The sequence below is a fragment of the Streptomyces sp. NPDC107654 genome (assembly GCF_055639035.1).
Map to the genome: position 1 here is coordinate 622,638 of NZ_JBVKBI010000002.1, position 17,239 is coordinate 639,876.

At 71.7% G+C, this 17,239-nt stretch carries 9 protein-coding genes; 4 read left to right on the forward strand and 5 right to left on the reverse strand.

The features are described from left to right. The first annotated feature begins 83 nt into the window (after window positions 1–83). Window positions 84–2,291, forward strand: coding sequence for a CDP-glycerol glycerophosphotransferase family protein (locus ACZ7N4_RS05940; RefSeq protein ID WP_471354204.1), 2,208 nt, complete (start codon window positions 84–86; stop codon window positions 2,289–2,291). Further along, window positions 2,288–3,952 (forward strand): glycosyltransferase family 2 protein, encoded by a 1,665-nt coding sequence (locus tag ACZ7N4_RS05945; RefSeq protein ID WP_471354206.1) that lies wholly within the window; start codon window positions 2,288–2,290, stop codon window positions 3,950–3,952. The genes ACZ7N4_RS05940 and ACZ7N4_RS05945 overlap by 4 nt, the downstream gene beginning before the upstream one ends. 49 nt (window positions 3,953–4,001) lie before the next feature. Here ACZ7N4_RS05945 and ACZ7N4_RS05950 read toward each other — a convergent pair whose 3' ends face one another. Both ACZ7N4_RS05950 and ACZ7N4_RS05955 read right to left on the reverse strand, forming a co-directional pair. Then, on the reverse strand, window positions 4,002–5,405 hold the full coding sequence (locus ACZ7N4_RS05950) for a hypothetical protein (protein WP_471354284.1): 1,404 nt from the start codon (window positions 5,403–5,405) through the stop codon (window positions 4,002–4,004). Window positions 5,406–5,584: 179 nt separating this feature from the next. Then, entirely contained in the window at window positions 5,585–10,537 is a 4,953-nt protein-coding gene (locus tag ACZ7N4_RS05955; protein WP_471354209.1) for an NAD-glutamate dehydrogenase, read from the reverse strand. Between the two features lie 581 nt (window positions 10,538–11,118). Here ACZ7N4_RS05955 and ACZ7N4_RS05960 point away from each other — a divergent pair. After that, window positions 11,119–11,685, forward strand: coding sequence for a DJ-1/PfpI family protein (locus ACZ7N4_RS05960; protein WP_356149765.1), 567 nt, complete (start codon window positions 11,119–11,121; stop codon window positions 11,683–11,685). A gap of 233 nt (window positions 11,686–11,918) precedes the next feature. Here the strand turns inward: ACZ7N4_RS05960 and ACZ7N4_RS05965 are convergent, their stop codons facing one another. Both ACZ7N4_RS05965 and ACZ7N4_RS05970 read right to left on the reverse strand, forming a co-directional pair. Beyond that, window positions 11,919–12,587, reverse strand: a complete 669-nt coding sequence (locus ACZ7N4_RS05965) for an HAD family hydrolase (RefSeq protein ID WP_471354213.1) — start codon at window positions 12,585–12,587, stop codon at window positions 11,919–11,921. A gap of 58 nt (window positions 12,588–12,645) precedes the next feature. Then, window positions 12,646–13,158 carry a DUF6912 family protein gene (locus ACZ7N4_RS05970; protein WP_471354215.1) on the reverse strand — a complete coding sequence of 171 codons (513 nt, stop codon included), beginning with the start codon at window positions 13,156–13,158 and terminating at the stop codon, window positions 12,646–12,648. A 336-nt stretch (window positions 13,159–13,494) separates the two neighbouring features. Here ACZ7N4_RS05970 and ACZ7N4_RS05975 point away from each other — a divergent pair, with 336 nt between their 5' ends. Further along, window positions 13,495–13,974 carry an Rv3235 family protein gene (locus ACZ7N4_RS05975; RefSeq protein ID WP_471354217.1) on the forward strand — a complete coding sequence of 160 codons (480 nt, stop codon included), beginning with the start codon at window positions 13,495–13,497 and terminating at the stop codon, window positions 13,972–13,974. 344 nt (window positions 13,975–14,318) lie between these two features. Here the strand turns inward: ACZ7N4_RS05975 and secA are convergent, their stop codons facing one another. Then, on the reverse strand, window positions 14,319–17,129 hold the full coding sequence (secA, locus tag ACZ7N4_RS05980) for a preprotein translocase subunit SecA (RefSeq protein ID WP_471354219.1): 2,811 nt from the start codon (window positions 17,127–17,129) through the stop codon (window positions 14,319–14,321). Between the last annotated feature and the right edge of the window lie 110 nt (window positions 17,130–17,239).

Sequence of the window (17,239 nt, forward strand, 5' to 3'; positions counted from 1 at the left end):
CGCAGTTATCCCTTTCATCCACTTAATGACAGTATGTTATGAAGGGTGCGCCCGGAGACCGCGAGCCGAAGGAGTCCACTGCGATGCCCCAGCTGAGTGTGATCGTCTACGGGCCGAACGCACAGGGGCATCTGACCGAGCTGCTGGACTCCCTGGAGGCCCACCCGTTCGCCGACGCCGAGGTGATCGTCGCCGCGGTCGGCGACTGGGCCCGGGAGACGGCCGAGGGGCACGCCCCCGAGATGATCGTCGTACCGCTGCCCGACGGCACGGGTGACCCGGAGGCACGGGCCGCGGGCGCGGCCCGCGCCCGCGGTCGCTGGCTGCACTTCGTCCACGCCAAGGACGGCCTGCCGGCCGGCGCGCCCCGCCTGGTCGCCGAGCGGACCGCGGAACTCGACACCGGTTCGTCCGAACCCGTCGACGTCCTCCTCTTCGACCACGTCACCACCACCTGGCAGACCGCCGCCCGCCCCTCCCGCGACGGCCGCCACCTCGCCGCCGTCGGCCGCGCCGCCCTGCCCCTGCACGAGGCCGCCGACCTGCTGCGGCTGACCCCGCTGCTCGGCAACCGCGCCCTGCGCGCCGACTTCTGGCGGGCCCACGAGGAGCGGCTGAACACCGACGACGAGCCGCGCGCCGCCCACGCGGCCCTGCTGCACGCCGAGCGCGTCGCCTGCCTGAACCAGACGGCGTACGACCACCGTGTGCTGCGCCCCGAGAGCCTCCCGCCGCGCACCCCCCAGGACCGGCTCGCGCTCGTCGACCGCTACGAGTCCCTGCTCCCGCTCACCCGGGACCGCCGCACCCCCCGCACGGTGCTGTACGACCTCATGGTGCGCGACCTGGTGCGCACCTTCGCCCGCGAGGACCTGCCCGACCCGGTCGCCCGCGAGTTCTTCCGCCGCGCCTCCCTCGCCGCGGTCCGCTGGCGCCCGGAGGGCCACCGGCGCCCGGCGGGCCTGGAGGGCGTACGGCACGCGCTGCTGGAGGAGGGCGCCTACACCAAGTACCGCGCGTTCCAGGCGGCCAACCGCACCCGCCGCGCCGCCCGCGAGGCCGTCCGGACCCGCAAGCGGCGCCTCGGCGCGAAGGTCCGCGACCACCAGTACCAGCGCGCCCTCGGCCGCCCGCTGGACCCGAACCTCGCCGTGTTCGCCGCCTACTGGGACCGCGGGGTCGCCTGCAACCCGGCCGCGATCGCCGCGAAGCTCGCCGAACTCGCCCCGCACATCCACCCCGTGTGGGTGGTGAACAAGGAGAACGCGGCCCTGCTGCCGCCCGGCACCGACCACGTCGTCCCCGGCACCCGCCGCTACTGGGAGACCCTGGCCACCGCCACCTACCTGACGAACAACGTCAACTTCCCGAACGCCGTCGTCAAACGCCCGGGCTCCATCCACCTCCAGACCCACCACGGCACCCCGCTCAAACGCATGGGCATGGACCAGATGGACCACCCGGCCGCCGCCAAGGGCCTGGACTTCGCCGCCCTGCTGGCCCGGGTCGACAAGTGGGACTACAGCGTCAGCGCCAACAGCCACTCCACCCGCATGTGGGAGCGCGCCTACCCGTCCCGCTACACCTCGCTGGACCACGGCTATCCGCGCAACGACGTCTTCTACACCGCCACCGCCGCCGACGTCCGCGCCGCCCGCGAGCGCCTCGGCATCGCCCCCGGCAGGACCGCCGTCCTGTACGCCCCCACCCACCGCGACTACGAGGCCGGCTTCACCCCGCGCCTCGACCTCGCCGCCCTCGCCGACCGCCTCGGCGAGAACACCGTCCTCCTCGTCCGCGCCCACTACTTCTACGGCGGCGCCGCCTCCCCGCTGACCGGCCTGCGCCGCTCCGGCCGGATCATCGACGTCTCCTCCTACGACCCCGTCGAGGAACTCTGCCTGGCGGCCGACGCGCTGGTCACGGACTACTCCTCGATCATGTTCGACTACGCCAACCTGGACCGCCCGATCGTCGTCTACGCCGACGACTGGGAGACGTACCGCACCACCCGCGGCGTCTACTTCGACCTGACGGCCGAACACCCCGGCCACGTCGCCCGCACCCAGGAGGAACTCGCCGAGATCTTCGTCTCCGGGGCCTGGCGCGACGACAGCGCGGCCAAGGCACGGGCCGCGTTCCGGCGCCGGTTCTGCGAGTACGACGACGGGCGCGCCGCCGAACGGGTCGTCCGCCGGGTGTTCCTGGGCGAACCGGAGGAGGCGCTGCCACCGGTGCTCCCCCTGGAGGACCGCACCCCCGCCCCGACGCCCGAGGAGGCCACGGCATGACCATCCCCGACGTCACGGTCACGGTCATCGTCTTCAACGACGCGGCCCGCCTGCCCCGCGCGGTCGCCTCGCTGCGCGCCCAGACCCACGCGAACATCGAGATCGTCATCAGCGACGACCACTCGACGGACGACACGCCCGCGGTCGCCCGGGAACTCGCGGCCCAGGACCACCGGATCCGCTACATCCGCCTGCCGGAGAACAGCGGCGGGTGCAGCGCCCCGCGCAACCGGGCCGTCGAGATCGCCCGGGCGCCGTACCTGATGTTCCTCGACAGCGACGACGAACTCCCGCCGCGCGCCGTGGAGCTGCTGCTCGCCGCGCACCGGGAGCGGGAGGTGGACTTCGCCATGGGCGCGGTCCGCCGGGTCCGGGTGGACAACGGCCGCCGCTCGACGTGGATGCCGCACCTGGTCGCCGAGCGCCGCACGGTCGAGGGCATCGAGCAGGACCCCCGCCTCCTCTTCGAGCACCTGTCGACCAGCAAGATGTACGCCCGCGCCTTCCTCGACCGCCACCAGCTGCGCTTCCCCGAGGGCATCCACTACGAGGACCAGCTGTTCTCGGCGCAGGCGTACTGCCTGGCGAAGGCGTTCACGATCATCCCGGACCCGGTGTACGTCTGGTACATCGAGCCGTTCGCCGCGGCGGCCTCGGCCTCCATCTCCAACCAGCGCCACAAGATCTCCAACGTGCGCGACCGGGTGCACGTGCAGCGGCTGATCGACGACTTCCTGGTGAGCAGCGGGCACGCGGCGCTGCGGGAGGACAAGGACTACAAGTTCCTCAAGCACGACTTCCGGATGTACGCGGGCGACCTGCCGTACCGGGACGAGGAGTGGCTGGCGTCCTTCGCGGACCTCATGAACCCCTACCTGGACACGCTCTCCCCCGACGCCTACGCCCGGCTGCCCCGAGCCGAACGGGTGGTGCTGGAGCTGCTGCGGGACGGCCGCACGGCCGAGGCCCGGCTGGCGGCACGCGGTCTGGGACACGCGGTGGCGCCGCGGCGGGTGACGGCGGACGAGACGGGCGTCCCGTACTGGGGCGACGCCGTCCCGTCCACGGAGCGGGCCCGCCGCGAACTGGACGTGAGCGAACTGGAGCTGGACACGCGCCCGTTCCCGACGGCGCAGTTCCGCCACGAGATCGTGCACCTGGCCCCCGGCCCCGGTGCGACCCTCGCCCTGACGGTCCGCACGTACGACCCGGGCCTGCGTCTGCCCGTCGGCCCCCAGCGCGCGTCCCTGCTCCTCACCCCCGGCAGACGCCGCATGACGATCCCCTTCCGGCTGGACCCGGTCCGCCCCGGCGTCTTCGAAGGCACGGTCCGCCTCGACCTCTCCTCCGCGCCGGTCCCGCTGCACGGCTTCGCGGGCGTACGGCACCCCGTGCTCCGCCTGGACCAGCAGGGCCTGTCCAACTCCGCCCTGCTCCTGGCCCCCCTGGACTTCCCGTCCCGCACGATCCGCATCCCGTACCACTCCGGCGCCGCCCCGCACGACCTCACCGTCGAACCGGAGGGCCGCAACCCCGGCCGGCTGCAACTGCGCTGGACCCCGGTGGGTGTCACGGCCCGGATCACCCGGCCCCTGGTCCGCCGGATCGCCCGGCCCCGGGTGCGCAACGCCGCACGGCTGGTGGCGAGTGCGCTGAGGTGAAGACGTGGCCGCGGGCAGCCGCAGGTGAGCGAGCCGGCCCCCGTGCGGCTCAGGGCGCCACCCGATAGAGGATCCGGCCGCCCGGACCCACCGCGGCCTTCCGGAGCCACGGTGCCTTCGCCGACGCACCTCCGACGACCCACTTCACCCCGTACTCCCGCAGGATCCCCCGCCGCTCCGAAGCCCCCGCCGCAGCCGAGAAGTACCGCTCCACCGCCGCCTCCCTCCGCTCCGCATCCGGAAGGAACACGTCGGGATACCCGGGCGCCACGGTGTACGCGCCGTACGCCGGGATCTGCCGGGCCGGAAACGTACGGGCCATCACCACGTCCCCGTACCGCACCCCCGCGCGCATGATCCACTGGTACCCCGCCCACGGCGTCCGGTACTTCTCCGCGACCACCCCCGGCAGCGCGTCCCGCGGCACCACGTACCCGAGCGTCCCGGCCTGCGTCCACGCCCCCACCGCGAGCGCGGCGAGCAGCACGCACGCCCACACCCTCCGCGCCACGGCCCGCCCCGCCGACACCACCTCGACCGCGGCCGCGAGCTGCGCCGGGACGAGCACGGCGGGCAGGGCGCGTCCCCAGGAGTAGTGGCCGGTCAGACCCCCCGCGGCGAACACCAGCGCGCCCAGGAGGAAGAAGAGGACCAGCGGATCGCGACGGTCCCGGCGCCAGCGGAACCCCAGCGCCGCCACCCCGAGCAGGACGAGGCCGAACCTCCCGGCCAGGTCGTCGTAGAGCGGCCGGTGGATGGCCTCCAGATCCGCGCCGGCGGAGAACAGCGCGAAGAAGTCGTAGTACGGCCAGAGCCACAGCACCCCCAGGCCCAGCAGCAGCCCGGCGCCGAGCCGCAGCAGCACCGCGCGCGCCGGCCGTGCCGCGAGCACCATGGCCAGCCCGCCCAACGAGGCCACGACACCCGTGAACTGGTGGCACAGCAGGATCAGCGCCCACAGCACACCCAGGCCCAGGCACGCCCCCCACGCGCCGCTCTCCTCGCGCGCCGTCCGCGTCAGCCAGGACCAGAAGTGGAAGGCGAGACCCAGCGCGAACACGCTCGGGTACGAGACCGTGAGCGCCAGGGAGTTCAGCCCGAGGAAGCCGCTCCAGTCGAACAGCACCGGGCCCCACAGGAGCAGCAGGGCCAGGAAGGCCAGCGCGGGGGCGGAGCGGTGGTCGGTCAGGGTGCGGACGTAGCGCCGTACGCCGGTCGTCAGCAGGCCGAGACCGATGAGCGCGGCCAGGCGCAGGACCACGAAGACCGACAGGCCCGTCACCTTGGCGACGGTGCCGAGCAGCACCATCCAGGGCGAGTAGTACGGGCTCGGCGTGTCGGCGTCGACCAGGGGGTTGCCGGGGTGCGGCAGGTCGTGGCTCAGGCGCTGGACGGTGGCCGCGTGCATGCCGAGGTCGCCCGCCCAGGGCAGGCGGGCGACGACCCCGAGCATCAGCACCACGACGAGCGCGGCGGCGATCGGCGGCAGCTTCCGGCCGACGCGTGACGCGGGGCCGCCCGGCGGTGCCGCGGGGCTCACCTGTTCGGTGTCAGACGGCGCGGTGTGCACACCGTCGACCCTAAAGCAGGCGCCCCCGGTGCACTGCCGGGGGCGCCTGTCGTGTCGTACGCCTACGAGTGCGTGCGCAGCAGCGTCCGCATCGTCCGCATCGCCACCGACAGGTTGGCGAGGTCGAAGGAGTCGGAGCTGCGGATCTCGTCCAGCGTGGTGCGGGCGCGGCTCAGGATCGCCGCGTTCTTCTGCTCCCAGGCCTTGAAGCGCTGCTCGGGCGTCGAGGTGCCGTTCCCGACGGCCAGGACGTCCGCGGTGAGCGCCGCGTGCGCCGCGTACAGGTCCTCGCGGATGGAGGCGCGGGCCATGGACTGCCAGCGGTCGGCGCGGGGCAGCTCGATGATGCGGTCCATGAGCTGGGTGATGTTGAGCCGGTCGGCGAGGTCGTAGTAGATCTCGGCGACGTCCAGCGGCTCCTTGCCCGTGCGGTCGGCCACCGACACGATGTCGAGCGTCGGGAAGGCGGAGGAGAAGCCGGCCACACGCGTGGCGACTTCGTCCGGGACACCGGCCGCGGACAGCTCGTCGTACACGTGCTGGTACCACTCGAGGTCCGCGCCGCGCAGCAGCTTCGGCAGCTCCTGCCAGACCCGCTCGACCCGGTCGGCGAAGAACTCGACCGTCTCGGCGAGCTGCAGCGGCTGCGGCCGGTTGTTGAGCAGCCAGCGGGTGCCGCGCTCGACCAGCCGGCGCGAGTGGAGGCGGATGCGGGTCTGGACGGCGGCGTCGACCCTGTTGTCCAGGTTCTCCACCGCGTCCCACACCGGTGCCGAGCTGAAGATCGCGCGGGCCGCGGTCTGGGCGCGGACGATCTCCTCCAGGGAGGCCCCGGTCTCCTCGCGCAGCCGGTGCAGGTACGTCGTACCGCCCGTGTTGACCGTGTCGTTGACCAGCACGGTCGTGGTGATCTCACGGCGCAGCGGGTGGTTGTCGATCGCCTCGGCGAACCGCTCGCGCAGGGCCGTCGGGAAGTAGGCGTGCAGCAGGCCGCGCAGGTACGCGTCGTCCGGCAGCGAGGTGTGCAGCAGCTCCTCGGCCACCGTGATCTTCGTGTACGCCAGGACGACGGCCGTCTCCGGTCCGGTCAGGCCCTGGCCCCCGGCGAGGCGTTCGCGGATCTGGCGGTCGGTGGGCAGGAACTCCAGCGCCCGGTCCAGGTGACCCTCGCGCACCAGGTGGCGGATGAACCGCTGCTGGGCGTGGAGCATGTCGTTGGCCTGGAACAGGGCGTTGGCCAGGGCGGTGTTCTGCGCGTAGTTGTTGCGCAGGACCAGCGCGCCGACCTCGTCGGTCATCTCGGCGAGCAGCTTGTTGCGCTGCTTGACGGTCATGTCGCCGTCCGCGACCAGGCCGTTCAGCAGGATCTTGATGTTCACCTCGTGGTCGGAGGTGTCCACACCGGCACTGTTGTCGATCGCGTCGGTGTTGATCCGGCCGCCGTGCAGCGCGAACTCGATCCGGCCGAGCTGGGTCAGGCCCAGGTTGCCGCCCTCGCCGACGACCTTGACCCTGAGGTCCTGGCCGTCGACGCGGATGGCGTCGTTGGCCTTGTCGCCGACGTCGGCGTTCGACTCCGACGACGCCTTCACGTACGTGCCGATGCCGCCGTTCCACAGCAGGTCCACCGGCGCCTTGAGGATCGTCTTCATCAGGTCCGCCGGGGTCATCTTGGTGACCTTGCCCTCGATGCCGAGGGCCTCGCGGATGTGGCTGTTGAGCGGGATCGACTTGGCCGTGCGCGGGAAGATCCCGCCGCCCGCCGACAGCAGGTCGGTGTTGTAGTCGGCCCAGCTGGAGCGGGGCAGCTCGAACAGGCGGCGGCGCTCGGCGTAGCCGACGGCCGCGTCCGGGGTGGGGTCGATGAAGATGTGCCGGTGGTCGAAGGCGGCGACCAGACGGATGTGCTCGGAGAGCAGCATGCCGTTGCCGAACACGTCACCGGACATGTCACCGATGCCGACGACCGTGAAGTCCTCGCTCTGCGTGTCCACGCCCAGCTCGCGGAAGTGCCGCTTCACGGACTCCCAGGCGCCGCGCGCGGTGATGCCCATGCCCTTGTGGTCGTAACCGGCCGAGCCGCCGGAGGCGAAGGCGTCGCCGAGCCAGAAGTTGTACGTGTGGGCGACGTCGTTGGCGATGTCCGAGAAGGTCGCGGTGCCCTTGTCGGCGGCGACCACCAGGTAGGTGTCGTCACCGTCGTGCCGGACCACGTCCTGCGGCGGCACGACCTCGCCGGCCACCATGTTGTCGGTGATGTCCAGCAGCGCCGAGATGAACGTCTTGTAGCTGGCGATGCCCTCGGCCAGCCACGCGTCGCGGTCCACGCCCGGATCCGGCAGCTGCTTGGCGACGAAGCCGCCCTTGGCGCCGACCGGCACGATGACGGTGTTCTTCACCATCTGCGCCTTGACCAGGCCGAGGATCTCGGTGCGGAAGTCCTCACGCCGGTCGGACCAGCGCAAGCCCCCGCGGGCGACCTTGCCGAAGCGCAGGTGCACGCCCTCCACGCGCGGCGAGTACACCCAGATCTCGTACGCCGGGCGCGGCGCGGGCAGGTCCGGGATGGCCTGCGGGTCGAACTTCATGGAGACGTAGTCGTGCGGCTGTCCGCCGAGCGCCTCCTGGAAGAAGTTGGTGCGCAGGGTCGCCTTGATGACCGTCAGGAAGGAGCGCAGGATGCGGTCCTCGTCCAGGCTGGCCACCTGCTCCAGGGCCGCGTCGAGCTCCTCCAGCAGGGCGTCGGTGATCTCCAGGCCGGCGCGCTGCCGGTCCGGGGACATCCGCGCCTCGAACAGGGAGACGAGGAGCCGGGTGGTGTGGACGTTGTTGCGGAGGGTGTCCTCCATGTAGTCCTGCGAGAAGGTCGAGCCGGCCTGCCGCAGGTACTTGGCGTAGGCGCGCAGCACCATCGCCTGCCGCCAGTTCAGCCCGGCGCTCAGCACCAGCGCGTTGAAGCCGTCGTTCTCGGCCTTGCCGGTCCAGGTCGCGGCGAACGCGTCCTGGAACCGCTCGCGGGCGTCGTCGCCCAGGTGGTCGCCGTTGTGGCCGCCGGACAGCTTCGGCATGCGCAGACCGAAGTCGTAGATCCACGCGGTGGTGCGGTCCGCGCAGCGCAGTTCGTACGGCCGCTCGTCGGTGACCTCGACGCCGAGCCGGCTCAGCACCGGCAGCACCTTGGAGAGGGAGACCGAGCCGCCCTTCTGGTAGATCTTGAAGCGGCGCTCGTCGGGCGCGGCGCCCACCGGCTCGTACAGGCTCAGCGAGAACGTCTTGTCGTCGCCGAGCTGCTCCATGTGGACCAGGTCGGCGACCGCAGCGCGCGGGCTGTGATCGGCCTTGTAGCCCTCCGGGAAGGCGTGGTTGTAGCGGCGCAGCATCTCGGCCGCGCGCTCCTCGCCGCACTCGGCGGTCAGCGCCTCGGCGAACGCGTCGGCCCAGGAGCGGGCCGCCTCGACCAGGCGGGCCTCGATGCGCTCCTTGTCGGTGTCCGACAGCTCGGGCAGCTCGGTGCCCTGCGGGACCCGGACGACGAAGTGCAGCCGGGACAGGATCGACTCGGTGTTCCAGGCGGTGAAGTCGACGCTGGTGCCGCCCAGCTCCTCCTTCAGGATGTCGATGATCCTCAGGCGGACGCCGGTGGTGTAGCGGTCGCGCGGGAGGTAGACGAGGGCCGAGTAGTAGCGGCCGTACTCGTCCTGGCGCAGGTACAGCCGCAGCCGGCGGCGCTCCTGCAGGTAGAGCACGCTCGTGACGATCGACTGCAGTTCGGCAGCCGGGGTCTGGAACAGCTCGTCGCGCGGGTAGGTCTCCAGGATCTGGAGCAGGTCGCGGCCGTCGTGGCTGTTGGGCGAGAACCCGGCGCGCTCCAGCACCTCGTCCACCTTGCGGCGGATGACGGGCACGCGGCGCACCGACTCGGTGTAGGCGGCGGAGGAGAACAGGCCGAGGAAGCGGCGCTCACCGACGACGTTGCCGTCCGCGTCGAACTTCTTGACGCCGATGTAGTCCAGGTACGACGGCCGGTGCACGGTGGCCCGGCTGTTGGCCTTGGTCAGCACCAGCAGCTTGTGCTCGCGGGCCTTGGCGCGGGCGTCGGCCGGGAGCCGCTCGAAGGAGGGGCTGACCGGGTGCTGGTCGTCCTCGGCGTGGTGCGGGTCCGAGCGCAGTATGCCGAGACCGGTGCCGGGCACGGCGGCGAGCGTGTCGTCGTCGCGCAACTGGTACTCGCGGTAGCCGAGGAAGGTGAAGTGGTCCGTGGCCAGCCAGTGCAGCAGCTCGCAGGCCTCCTCGACCTCCGGCCGGGGCAGGTCGCCGGGGACGGGCTCGCTCTCCAGGCCGTCGGCGATCCGGTTCGCCGCGTCCCGCATCTTCTCCCAGTCCTCGACGGCCTCGCGGACGTCGTTCAGGACGCGCAGCAGGTCGGCGGTGATCTGCTTGAGGTCGGCGCGGTCGGTCTCCCGGTCGATCTCGACGTGGATCCAGGACTCGACGTGCGCGTCGTGCGGGAGGTCGCCGGTGAGCCCGGTGGACTGCGTCGGCAGCACCTCGATCAGCTTGCCGGTCAGGTCGCGCCGGACGACGAACTGCGGGTGGATGACGACGTGGATGCCGCGCCCCTGCCGGGTCAGCTCATTGGTGACCGAGTCGACGAGGAAGGGCATGTCGTCGGTGACGACCTCCACCACGGTGTGGCTGCACGTCCACCCGTTCTCCTCCACGGTGGGGGTGTGCACCCGGACGTTCGCGGTGCCCTGCGGGCGGTTCTCCGCGAGACGGTAGTGCGAGACCGCTGCGCCGAAGACGTCGACCGGGTCGCGGTCGGCGAGGTCTTCCGGGGCGGTGTGCAGGTAGTACCGCTGGAGGAACGCGAGCACGGATTCGCTGTCCGGGGTGCCGGGGGTGCCCTCGCTCGTCGTCCCGGTCGGTAGGTGCCCCCCGACCGGGCTGTTCTCAGCTACCCGGGCGGCCCGTTCGAGCAGCTCGGCCTTGGCTTCGTCCAGCTTGGTCTGCATTGTCCTCTGGCTCCTGTCGCGCGCCGTTGCGTGACGTAGAAGGAAGTACGGTCTCTTTCCCTCCGGCTCGACGCCACGGCCCGGGGTTTCCGGTCCGGTCCGACGCTATGCCGCGAGGTGAGATGAGCGGGGGGTATTCGGCCATTCTCGGCACGCCCGTCGACTGCGACGCCACGCTCGGCACCGCCGTGTCCCGGAGCGTCCTCGGCGTCCTGGGGGCGTCCGCGCCCCCGTCCCGCCCGCGAAGACCAGCGACCGCCGCCCGGTCACGGAGGTGCTCCGTGCAACCCGGGCGCAGGGCAGGGGCAGGATCGCCCCCGCGAGCTATCGCGCTGATCACGCCACAAGGCTATCGCCACTTACCCGGGGCCCGTCATGAGCCGTATGTGTACAAAACCGAGGGGTGAAGTTTGACGTTCTGCACAGCGGCGGGGCGGGGATCCGTGGCGTAACCGGTCGCGCCGCCACGCCCCCGGTCGCACTCTGAAAACAACCGGGCCCTCTTGGCAAGCGCGCCCGGCGGGGGCACGGTGCCCGGAGTCCCACCCCGCAGAGCCCGGAGTACGACCGGAGGAGCCGACATGCCCACGAAGATCCTCATCGTCACCGGCGACGCAGCGGAGTCCCTGGAGGTGCTCTACCCCTACCAGCGGCTGCTGGAGGAAGGTTACGAGGTCCACATCGCCGCCCCCACCCGCAAGACCCTCCGTTTCGTCGTCCACGACTTCGAACCCGGCTACGACACCTACACCGAGAAGCCCGGCTACACCTGGCCCGCCGACCTGGCCTTCTCGGAGGTCGACCCCGGGGACTACGCGGCCCTCGTCATCCCCGGCGGCCGGGCCCCCGAGTACCTGCGCAACGACGCCGAACTCCGCAAGATCCTCAAGGCCTTCTTCGACGCGGACAAGCCGGTCGCCCAGATCTGCCACGGCCCCCTGCTCACCGCCGCGATCGACTCCCTCCGGGGCCGCCGCGTCACCGCGTACCCCGCGTTGGAGCCGGACATGCAGGCCGCCGGAGCGGGCTTCCAGGACACCGAGGCGGTCGTCGACGGCACGCTGGTCTCCTCCCGCGCGTGGCCGGATCATCCGGCGTGGATGCGGGAGTTCCTGAACGTCCTGCGGACGAAGGCACCGGTGAGCTGAGGGGGGCGGGGCCGGGGCCGGGCCCAGGGGGTGGGGCGCGTCGTCGTGCGTGCGGTGCGTCGCCAGGTCAGGACCGGTGTCCTCGCGTCCGCCGTGCACGCGGTGCGTCGACGGGTGCCGGTCCGTCGTGGTTGCTCGCGCGGTTCCCCCGCGCCCCCGGGGAGCCGCGGCGCGGGACGCCCAGACGTCCCCCTCCGCCGGCCACACCGCCCCCTCCGGGCCCCCGGCCCCGGCTACGCCGCGATCCGCCGCGCCTCCGCCACCGCTTCGGCCAACGTGTCCACCACCGGAACCCCGACCCCCTCCAGACTCTCCCGGCTGTGCGACCCCCCGCTGTACAGCACGGCGCGCGCCCCCACGTACCGCGCGGCGACCGCGTCGTCCGCCGCGTCCCCGATCACCACGGTCCGCTCCCGCGCCGCCACCCCCGTCAGCGCCTCCAGGTGCCGCACCATGTGCTCGGCCTTGCTGCCGCCGGACGGCCCCGTCCGCCCGTCCACCCGTATGAAGTGCGCCTCGATCCCGAAGCCCCGCACCAGCGGCACCAGTTCCTCGTGCCCGTACATGCTCAGCAGCGACTGGCTGTGCCCCGCCGACCGCCACCCGGTGAGCAGCTCCTCGACGCCCACGGTCAGCGAACACCGCACCCGGTGCTCGGCGTAGTGCCGGTGGAAGACCCCGTCCATCAGCTCCCACTCGGCGTCGGTCGGCAGCCGGCCGAGCAGCCGCTCGTAGAACTTCGGCACCGGTACGCAGTACAGCGACCGGTACTGCTCCAGCGTGATCGGCGCGAGTCCCAGCTCGGCGAAGGCCGCGTTCGTCGCTCCGATGATCGCGTCATTGTCGTGGAACAGCGTCCCGTTCCAGTCCCAGACGATGTGCGCGCTTCCGTGCATCCCCATGTCCAAGACCGTACCCGCCACCACTGACAGTCACGGCGCCGCTCGGCATCGGCGCAGGTCAGGCCTGCCCGACCAGGTTGGGGATCTCCTGCGTGGCGAACCACAGCAGCTCGTGGTCGTCCACCTCGTCCACGACGAACTGCGCGTCGTCGTCCCCGCCGTCCGCCGCCTCCAGCGCGTCCGCCGCCGCGGCGACGTCCGGTTCCGCGTCCTCGGCGTCGACGTGCACGGAGGCCGCCTTCGCGAGCGGCACCGCCACCGTCACGGTGACCTCGCCCAGGGGGGACGGTTCGGAACCGCGGCCGGGGCGGGCGCTCACGGCGCCGTCGGACACGTCCACGGCGACCACGACCCGGCGCCGTACCGCGCCCGGGTCCGCGGCCAGCAGCCGCAGCGAGGCCAGCGCGGCCCGGCTGAGCGCCGCGTACTCCAGCTCCTCGATGTCCTCGGAGAGGTACCACTCGCGAAGCCCGGGCGTGACGGCGTACGCGACGAGGGGACCGCTCCCCAGCTCCCCCGTCTTGTGCGCCTCGGCGAGAGCGGGGAGGGTCAGGGGGACGTAGACGCGCATGCTGGCCGCTCTTTCCTGTTCCTGGTGAAGGCTCCGCTGGGGCCTCGGGGAGGGCGTCCGACGCGTCTCCCGAAGGGCCTTCAGGATACGTGCGCCCGTCCCCTTTCGGGCGCCTGCCCGCCCCCGTGGAGGCGTCCACTCCGCGCCGGGGTTTCACCCTCTCCCGCCGCCTGCCCCCAGGGCTTCTAGCTCCCCGCATCGCTCGGATAGGTGAACCTCCCGGCCGCCTCCCACCCGTCCCCGTCCCCTTGCCGGCCCCTCCGGTACCCCGTACAAGATCCCCCACCAGCGTTGTTACCGCCCGGTATCCCCGGGCCCCGCCGAACGGGGACCCCCATGAACAAGGTCATGAGCCGTACCGCCCAGCCCCGGCCGCGACACCGCCCGCCGACCCGCCGCGACTCCCGCCGACCCGGCGGCGCCCCGCCCCGCACGCCCAGCCGTCCGGCGGCCGCACGGGCCGAGACGGCGCGCAGGCCGCCCGGGACGGCCGCGGGGCAGCCACGGCCCACCGACGTCTTCGCCGAGCGCCTGCTGGCCGTCCTGAGCGGCCAGCGTCCCGTCCACTGGATGCTCCGGTACACCGCGGGCCGCGCCTACGACGAACTGGCCCGCCTGGCCGAACGCAGCCCCCTGCGCACCCGCGGTCCCCACCCCGTGGTCCACGACATCGGCTACTACGTCCCCAGCGAGGGCGCTCTGGAGGTCTTCGTCCGCGTCGCCGCCGGCGACCGGCTCCGCGCGATGGCCTTCCGCCTGGAACGCGGCAAGGACCTCCGCTGGCGGTGCACAGCGGTGGAGACGGGCACGCCGTAGCGCCGCCGGCCCTGTCGTCGGGGTGCGGGCACGGCGGGCACGCCGTAGCGACGCCGGCCTGGTCCTCGGGGTCCGGGCACGTCGTAGCGCCGCCGGCCCTGTCGTCGGGGGGCGGGCACGTCGAGGACGATCACTCAGTGCATCACGCGCTGCCCGCCACCATGGCGGCGGGCAGCGGGTGCCGCAGGGGCGGCACGGATGGGCGCGGCGGCACCCCGCAAGCGCGGGCAAGCGACACCCGCCCCGCCCGGCGACGGCACAGCGCGCCGCGAGACCCCCTGCACCGGCGCGCGAAAGGGCCGGGCCCCCAAAGGGAGACCCGGCCCTTGCTCGGAACGCCGGTGCTACTTCTTCCGACGCCGGCCACCCTTGGCCTGCCGCCGCCGCTCCGCCCGCGTCAGCCCGTCCGACTCGGACCGCACCGGCTCCTCGTCCTCCAGGTCACGCTCGACGACGCCGCCCTCACCGTCCACCGTGGGCGCGGAGAAGTGCAGATCCCGCCGCTGCGGAACGTCCAGCCCCTTCGCGCGGATCTCGGGACGCGCGCCGGCCTGTGCCGGGACCGTGTCCTGCACGCCCTCGCCCACCGGCTGGGCCTCCTCGACCGGGACCTCCTCGACCTGCTGCTCGACCTGGACCTCCAGGTTGAACAGGTAGCCGACGGACTCCTCCTTGATGCCGTCCATCATGGCGCTGAACATGTCGAAGCCCTCGCGCTGGTACTCGACCAGCGGGTCCTTCTGCGCCATGGCGCGCAGGCCGATGCCCTCCTGGAGGTAGTCCATCTCGTAGAGGTGCTCGCGCCACTTGCGGTCGAGGACCGACAGCACGACCCGGCGCTCCAGCTCACGCATGATCTCGGAGCCGAGCTGCGCCTCGCGGGCCTCGTACTGCTCGTGGATGTCCTCCTTGATGGACTCCTCGATGAACTCGGCGGTCAGGCCGGCCCGGTCGCCGGCCGCCTCCTCCAGCTCCTCGATGGTGATCTTCACCGGGTACAGCTGACGGAAGGCGCCCCAGAGCCGGTCCAGGTCCCAGTCCTCGGGGAAGCCCTCGGAGGTCTCCGCGCGGACGTACGCCTCGATCGTGTCGTCCATGAAGTGCCGGATCTGCTCGTGCAGGTCCTCGCCCTCCAGGACGCGCCGGCGCTCGCCGTAGATGACCTCGCGCTGCCGGTTGAGCACCTCGTCGTACTTCAGGACGTTCTTGCGGGTCTCGAAGTTCTGGGTCTCGACCTGCGACTGAGCGGACGCGATCGCGCGCGTGACCATCTTGTTCTCGATCGGCACGTCGTCGGGCACGTTGGCCATCGACATCACACGCTCGACCATCTGGGCCTTGAACAGGCGCATCAGGTCGTCGCCGAGGGAGAGGTAGAAGCGGGACTCGCCCGGGTCGCCCTGACGGCCGGAACGGCCGCGCAGCTGGTTGTCGATGCGCCGCGACTCGTGCCGCTCGGTGCCGAGGACGTAGAGGCCGCCCAGCTCCTCGACCTCCTCCTTCTCCGCCTTGACGGCCTGCTCGGCCTTCTCCAGGGCGGCGGGCAGGGCCGCGGCCCACTCCTCGATGTGCTCCTCGGGGTCGAGGCCGCGCTGGCGCAGCTCCGCCTCGGCGAGGTCCTCGGGGTTGCCGCCGAGCTTGATGTCCGTACCACGGCCGGCCATGTTGGTGGCCACCGTCACGGCGCCCTTGCGGCCGGCCTGGGCGACGATCTGCGCCTCGCGCTCGTGGTGCTTGGCGTTCAGCACCTCGTGCTGGATGCCGCGCTTGCTGAGCTGCTGCGAGAGGTACTCCGACTTCTCGACGGAGGTGGTGCCGACGAGGATCGGCTGGCCCTTCTCGTGCTTCTCGGCGATGTCGTCCACGACCGCCTCGAACTTGGCCACCTCGGTGCGGTAGATCAGGTCCGACTGGTCCTTGCGGACCATCGGCTTGTTGGTCGGGATCGGGACCACGCCGAGCTTGTAGATCTGGTGGAACTCGGCGGCCTCGGTCATCGCCGTACCGGTCATGCCGGAGAGCTTCTTGTAGAGGCGGAAGAAGTTCTGCAGGGTGATCGTGGCGAGCGTCTGGTTCTCGTCCTTGATGTCCACCCCTTCCTTCGCCTCGATCGCCTGGTGCATGCCCTCGTTGTAGCGGCGGCCGGCGAGGATACGGCCGGTGTGCTCGTCGACGATCATGACTTCGCCGTCGATGACGACGTAGTCCTTGTCGCGCTTGAACAGTTCCTTGGCCTTGATGGCGTTGTTCAGGTAGCCGACGAGGGGGGTGTTCACCGACTCGTAGAGGTTGTCGATGCCCAGCCAGTCCTCGACCTTGGCGACGCCGGACTCGTGGATGGCGACCGTGCGCTTCTTCTCGTCGACGTCGTAGTCGCCGGTCTCCTCGATGCCCTTGAGCGGGTTGCCGGCCTCGCCGCGCTTGAGGCGCGTGACCAGCTTGGCGAAGTCGCCGTACCACTTGGTGGCCTGGTCGGCCGGGCCGGAGATGATCAGCGGCGTACGGGCCTCGTCGATGAGGATGGAGTCGACCTCGTCCACGATGGCGAAGTTGTGGCCGCGCTGCACCAGTTCGTCCTTCGACCACGCCATGTTGTCGCGCAGGTAGTCGAAGCCGAACTCGTTGTTCGTGCCGTAGGTGATGTCGCACGCGTACTGCTCGCGACGCTGGGCCGGCGTCATGTTGGCGAGGATGCAGCCGACGGACAGGCCAAGGAACCTGTGGACGCGGCCCATCATCTCGGAGTCGCGCTCGGCCAGGTAGTCGTTGACGGTGATGAGGTGGACGCCGTCCCCGGAGAGGGCGTTCAGGTACGCGGGCAGCGTGCCGACGAGGGTCTTGCCCTCACCGGTCTTCATCTCGGCCACATAGCCGAGGTGGAGCGCGGCGCCGCCCATCATCTGCACGTCGTAGTGCCGCTGGCCGAGGACGCGCTTGGCGGCCTCGCGCACGGTGGCGAACGCCTCGGGGAGCAGGTCGTCCAGGCTCTCGCCGTCGGCGTACCGCTGCTTGTACTCCGCGGTGAGGGCGCGCAGCTCGGCGTCGGAGAGGTCGACGAAGTCCTCTTCGATGGAGTTGACCTGGTCCGCGATGCGGTGCAGCTTGCGCAGGATCTTGCCTTCGCCTGCACGCATGATCTTCGAGAGGACGGACACGGGGGCTGGTCTCCTTGCCGGTCGGGCCTGGGACGGTCGGTTTTCCTTCTGACGTACTGAGCAACGGCCATCGTATGCGAGGACCCGGGCGCGCCGGGAGGCCTGGCGGC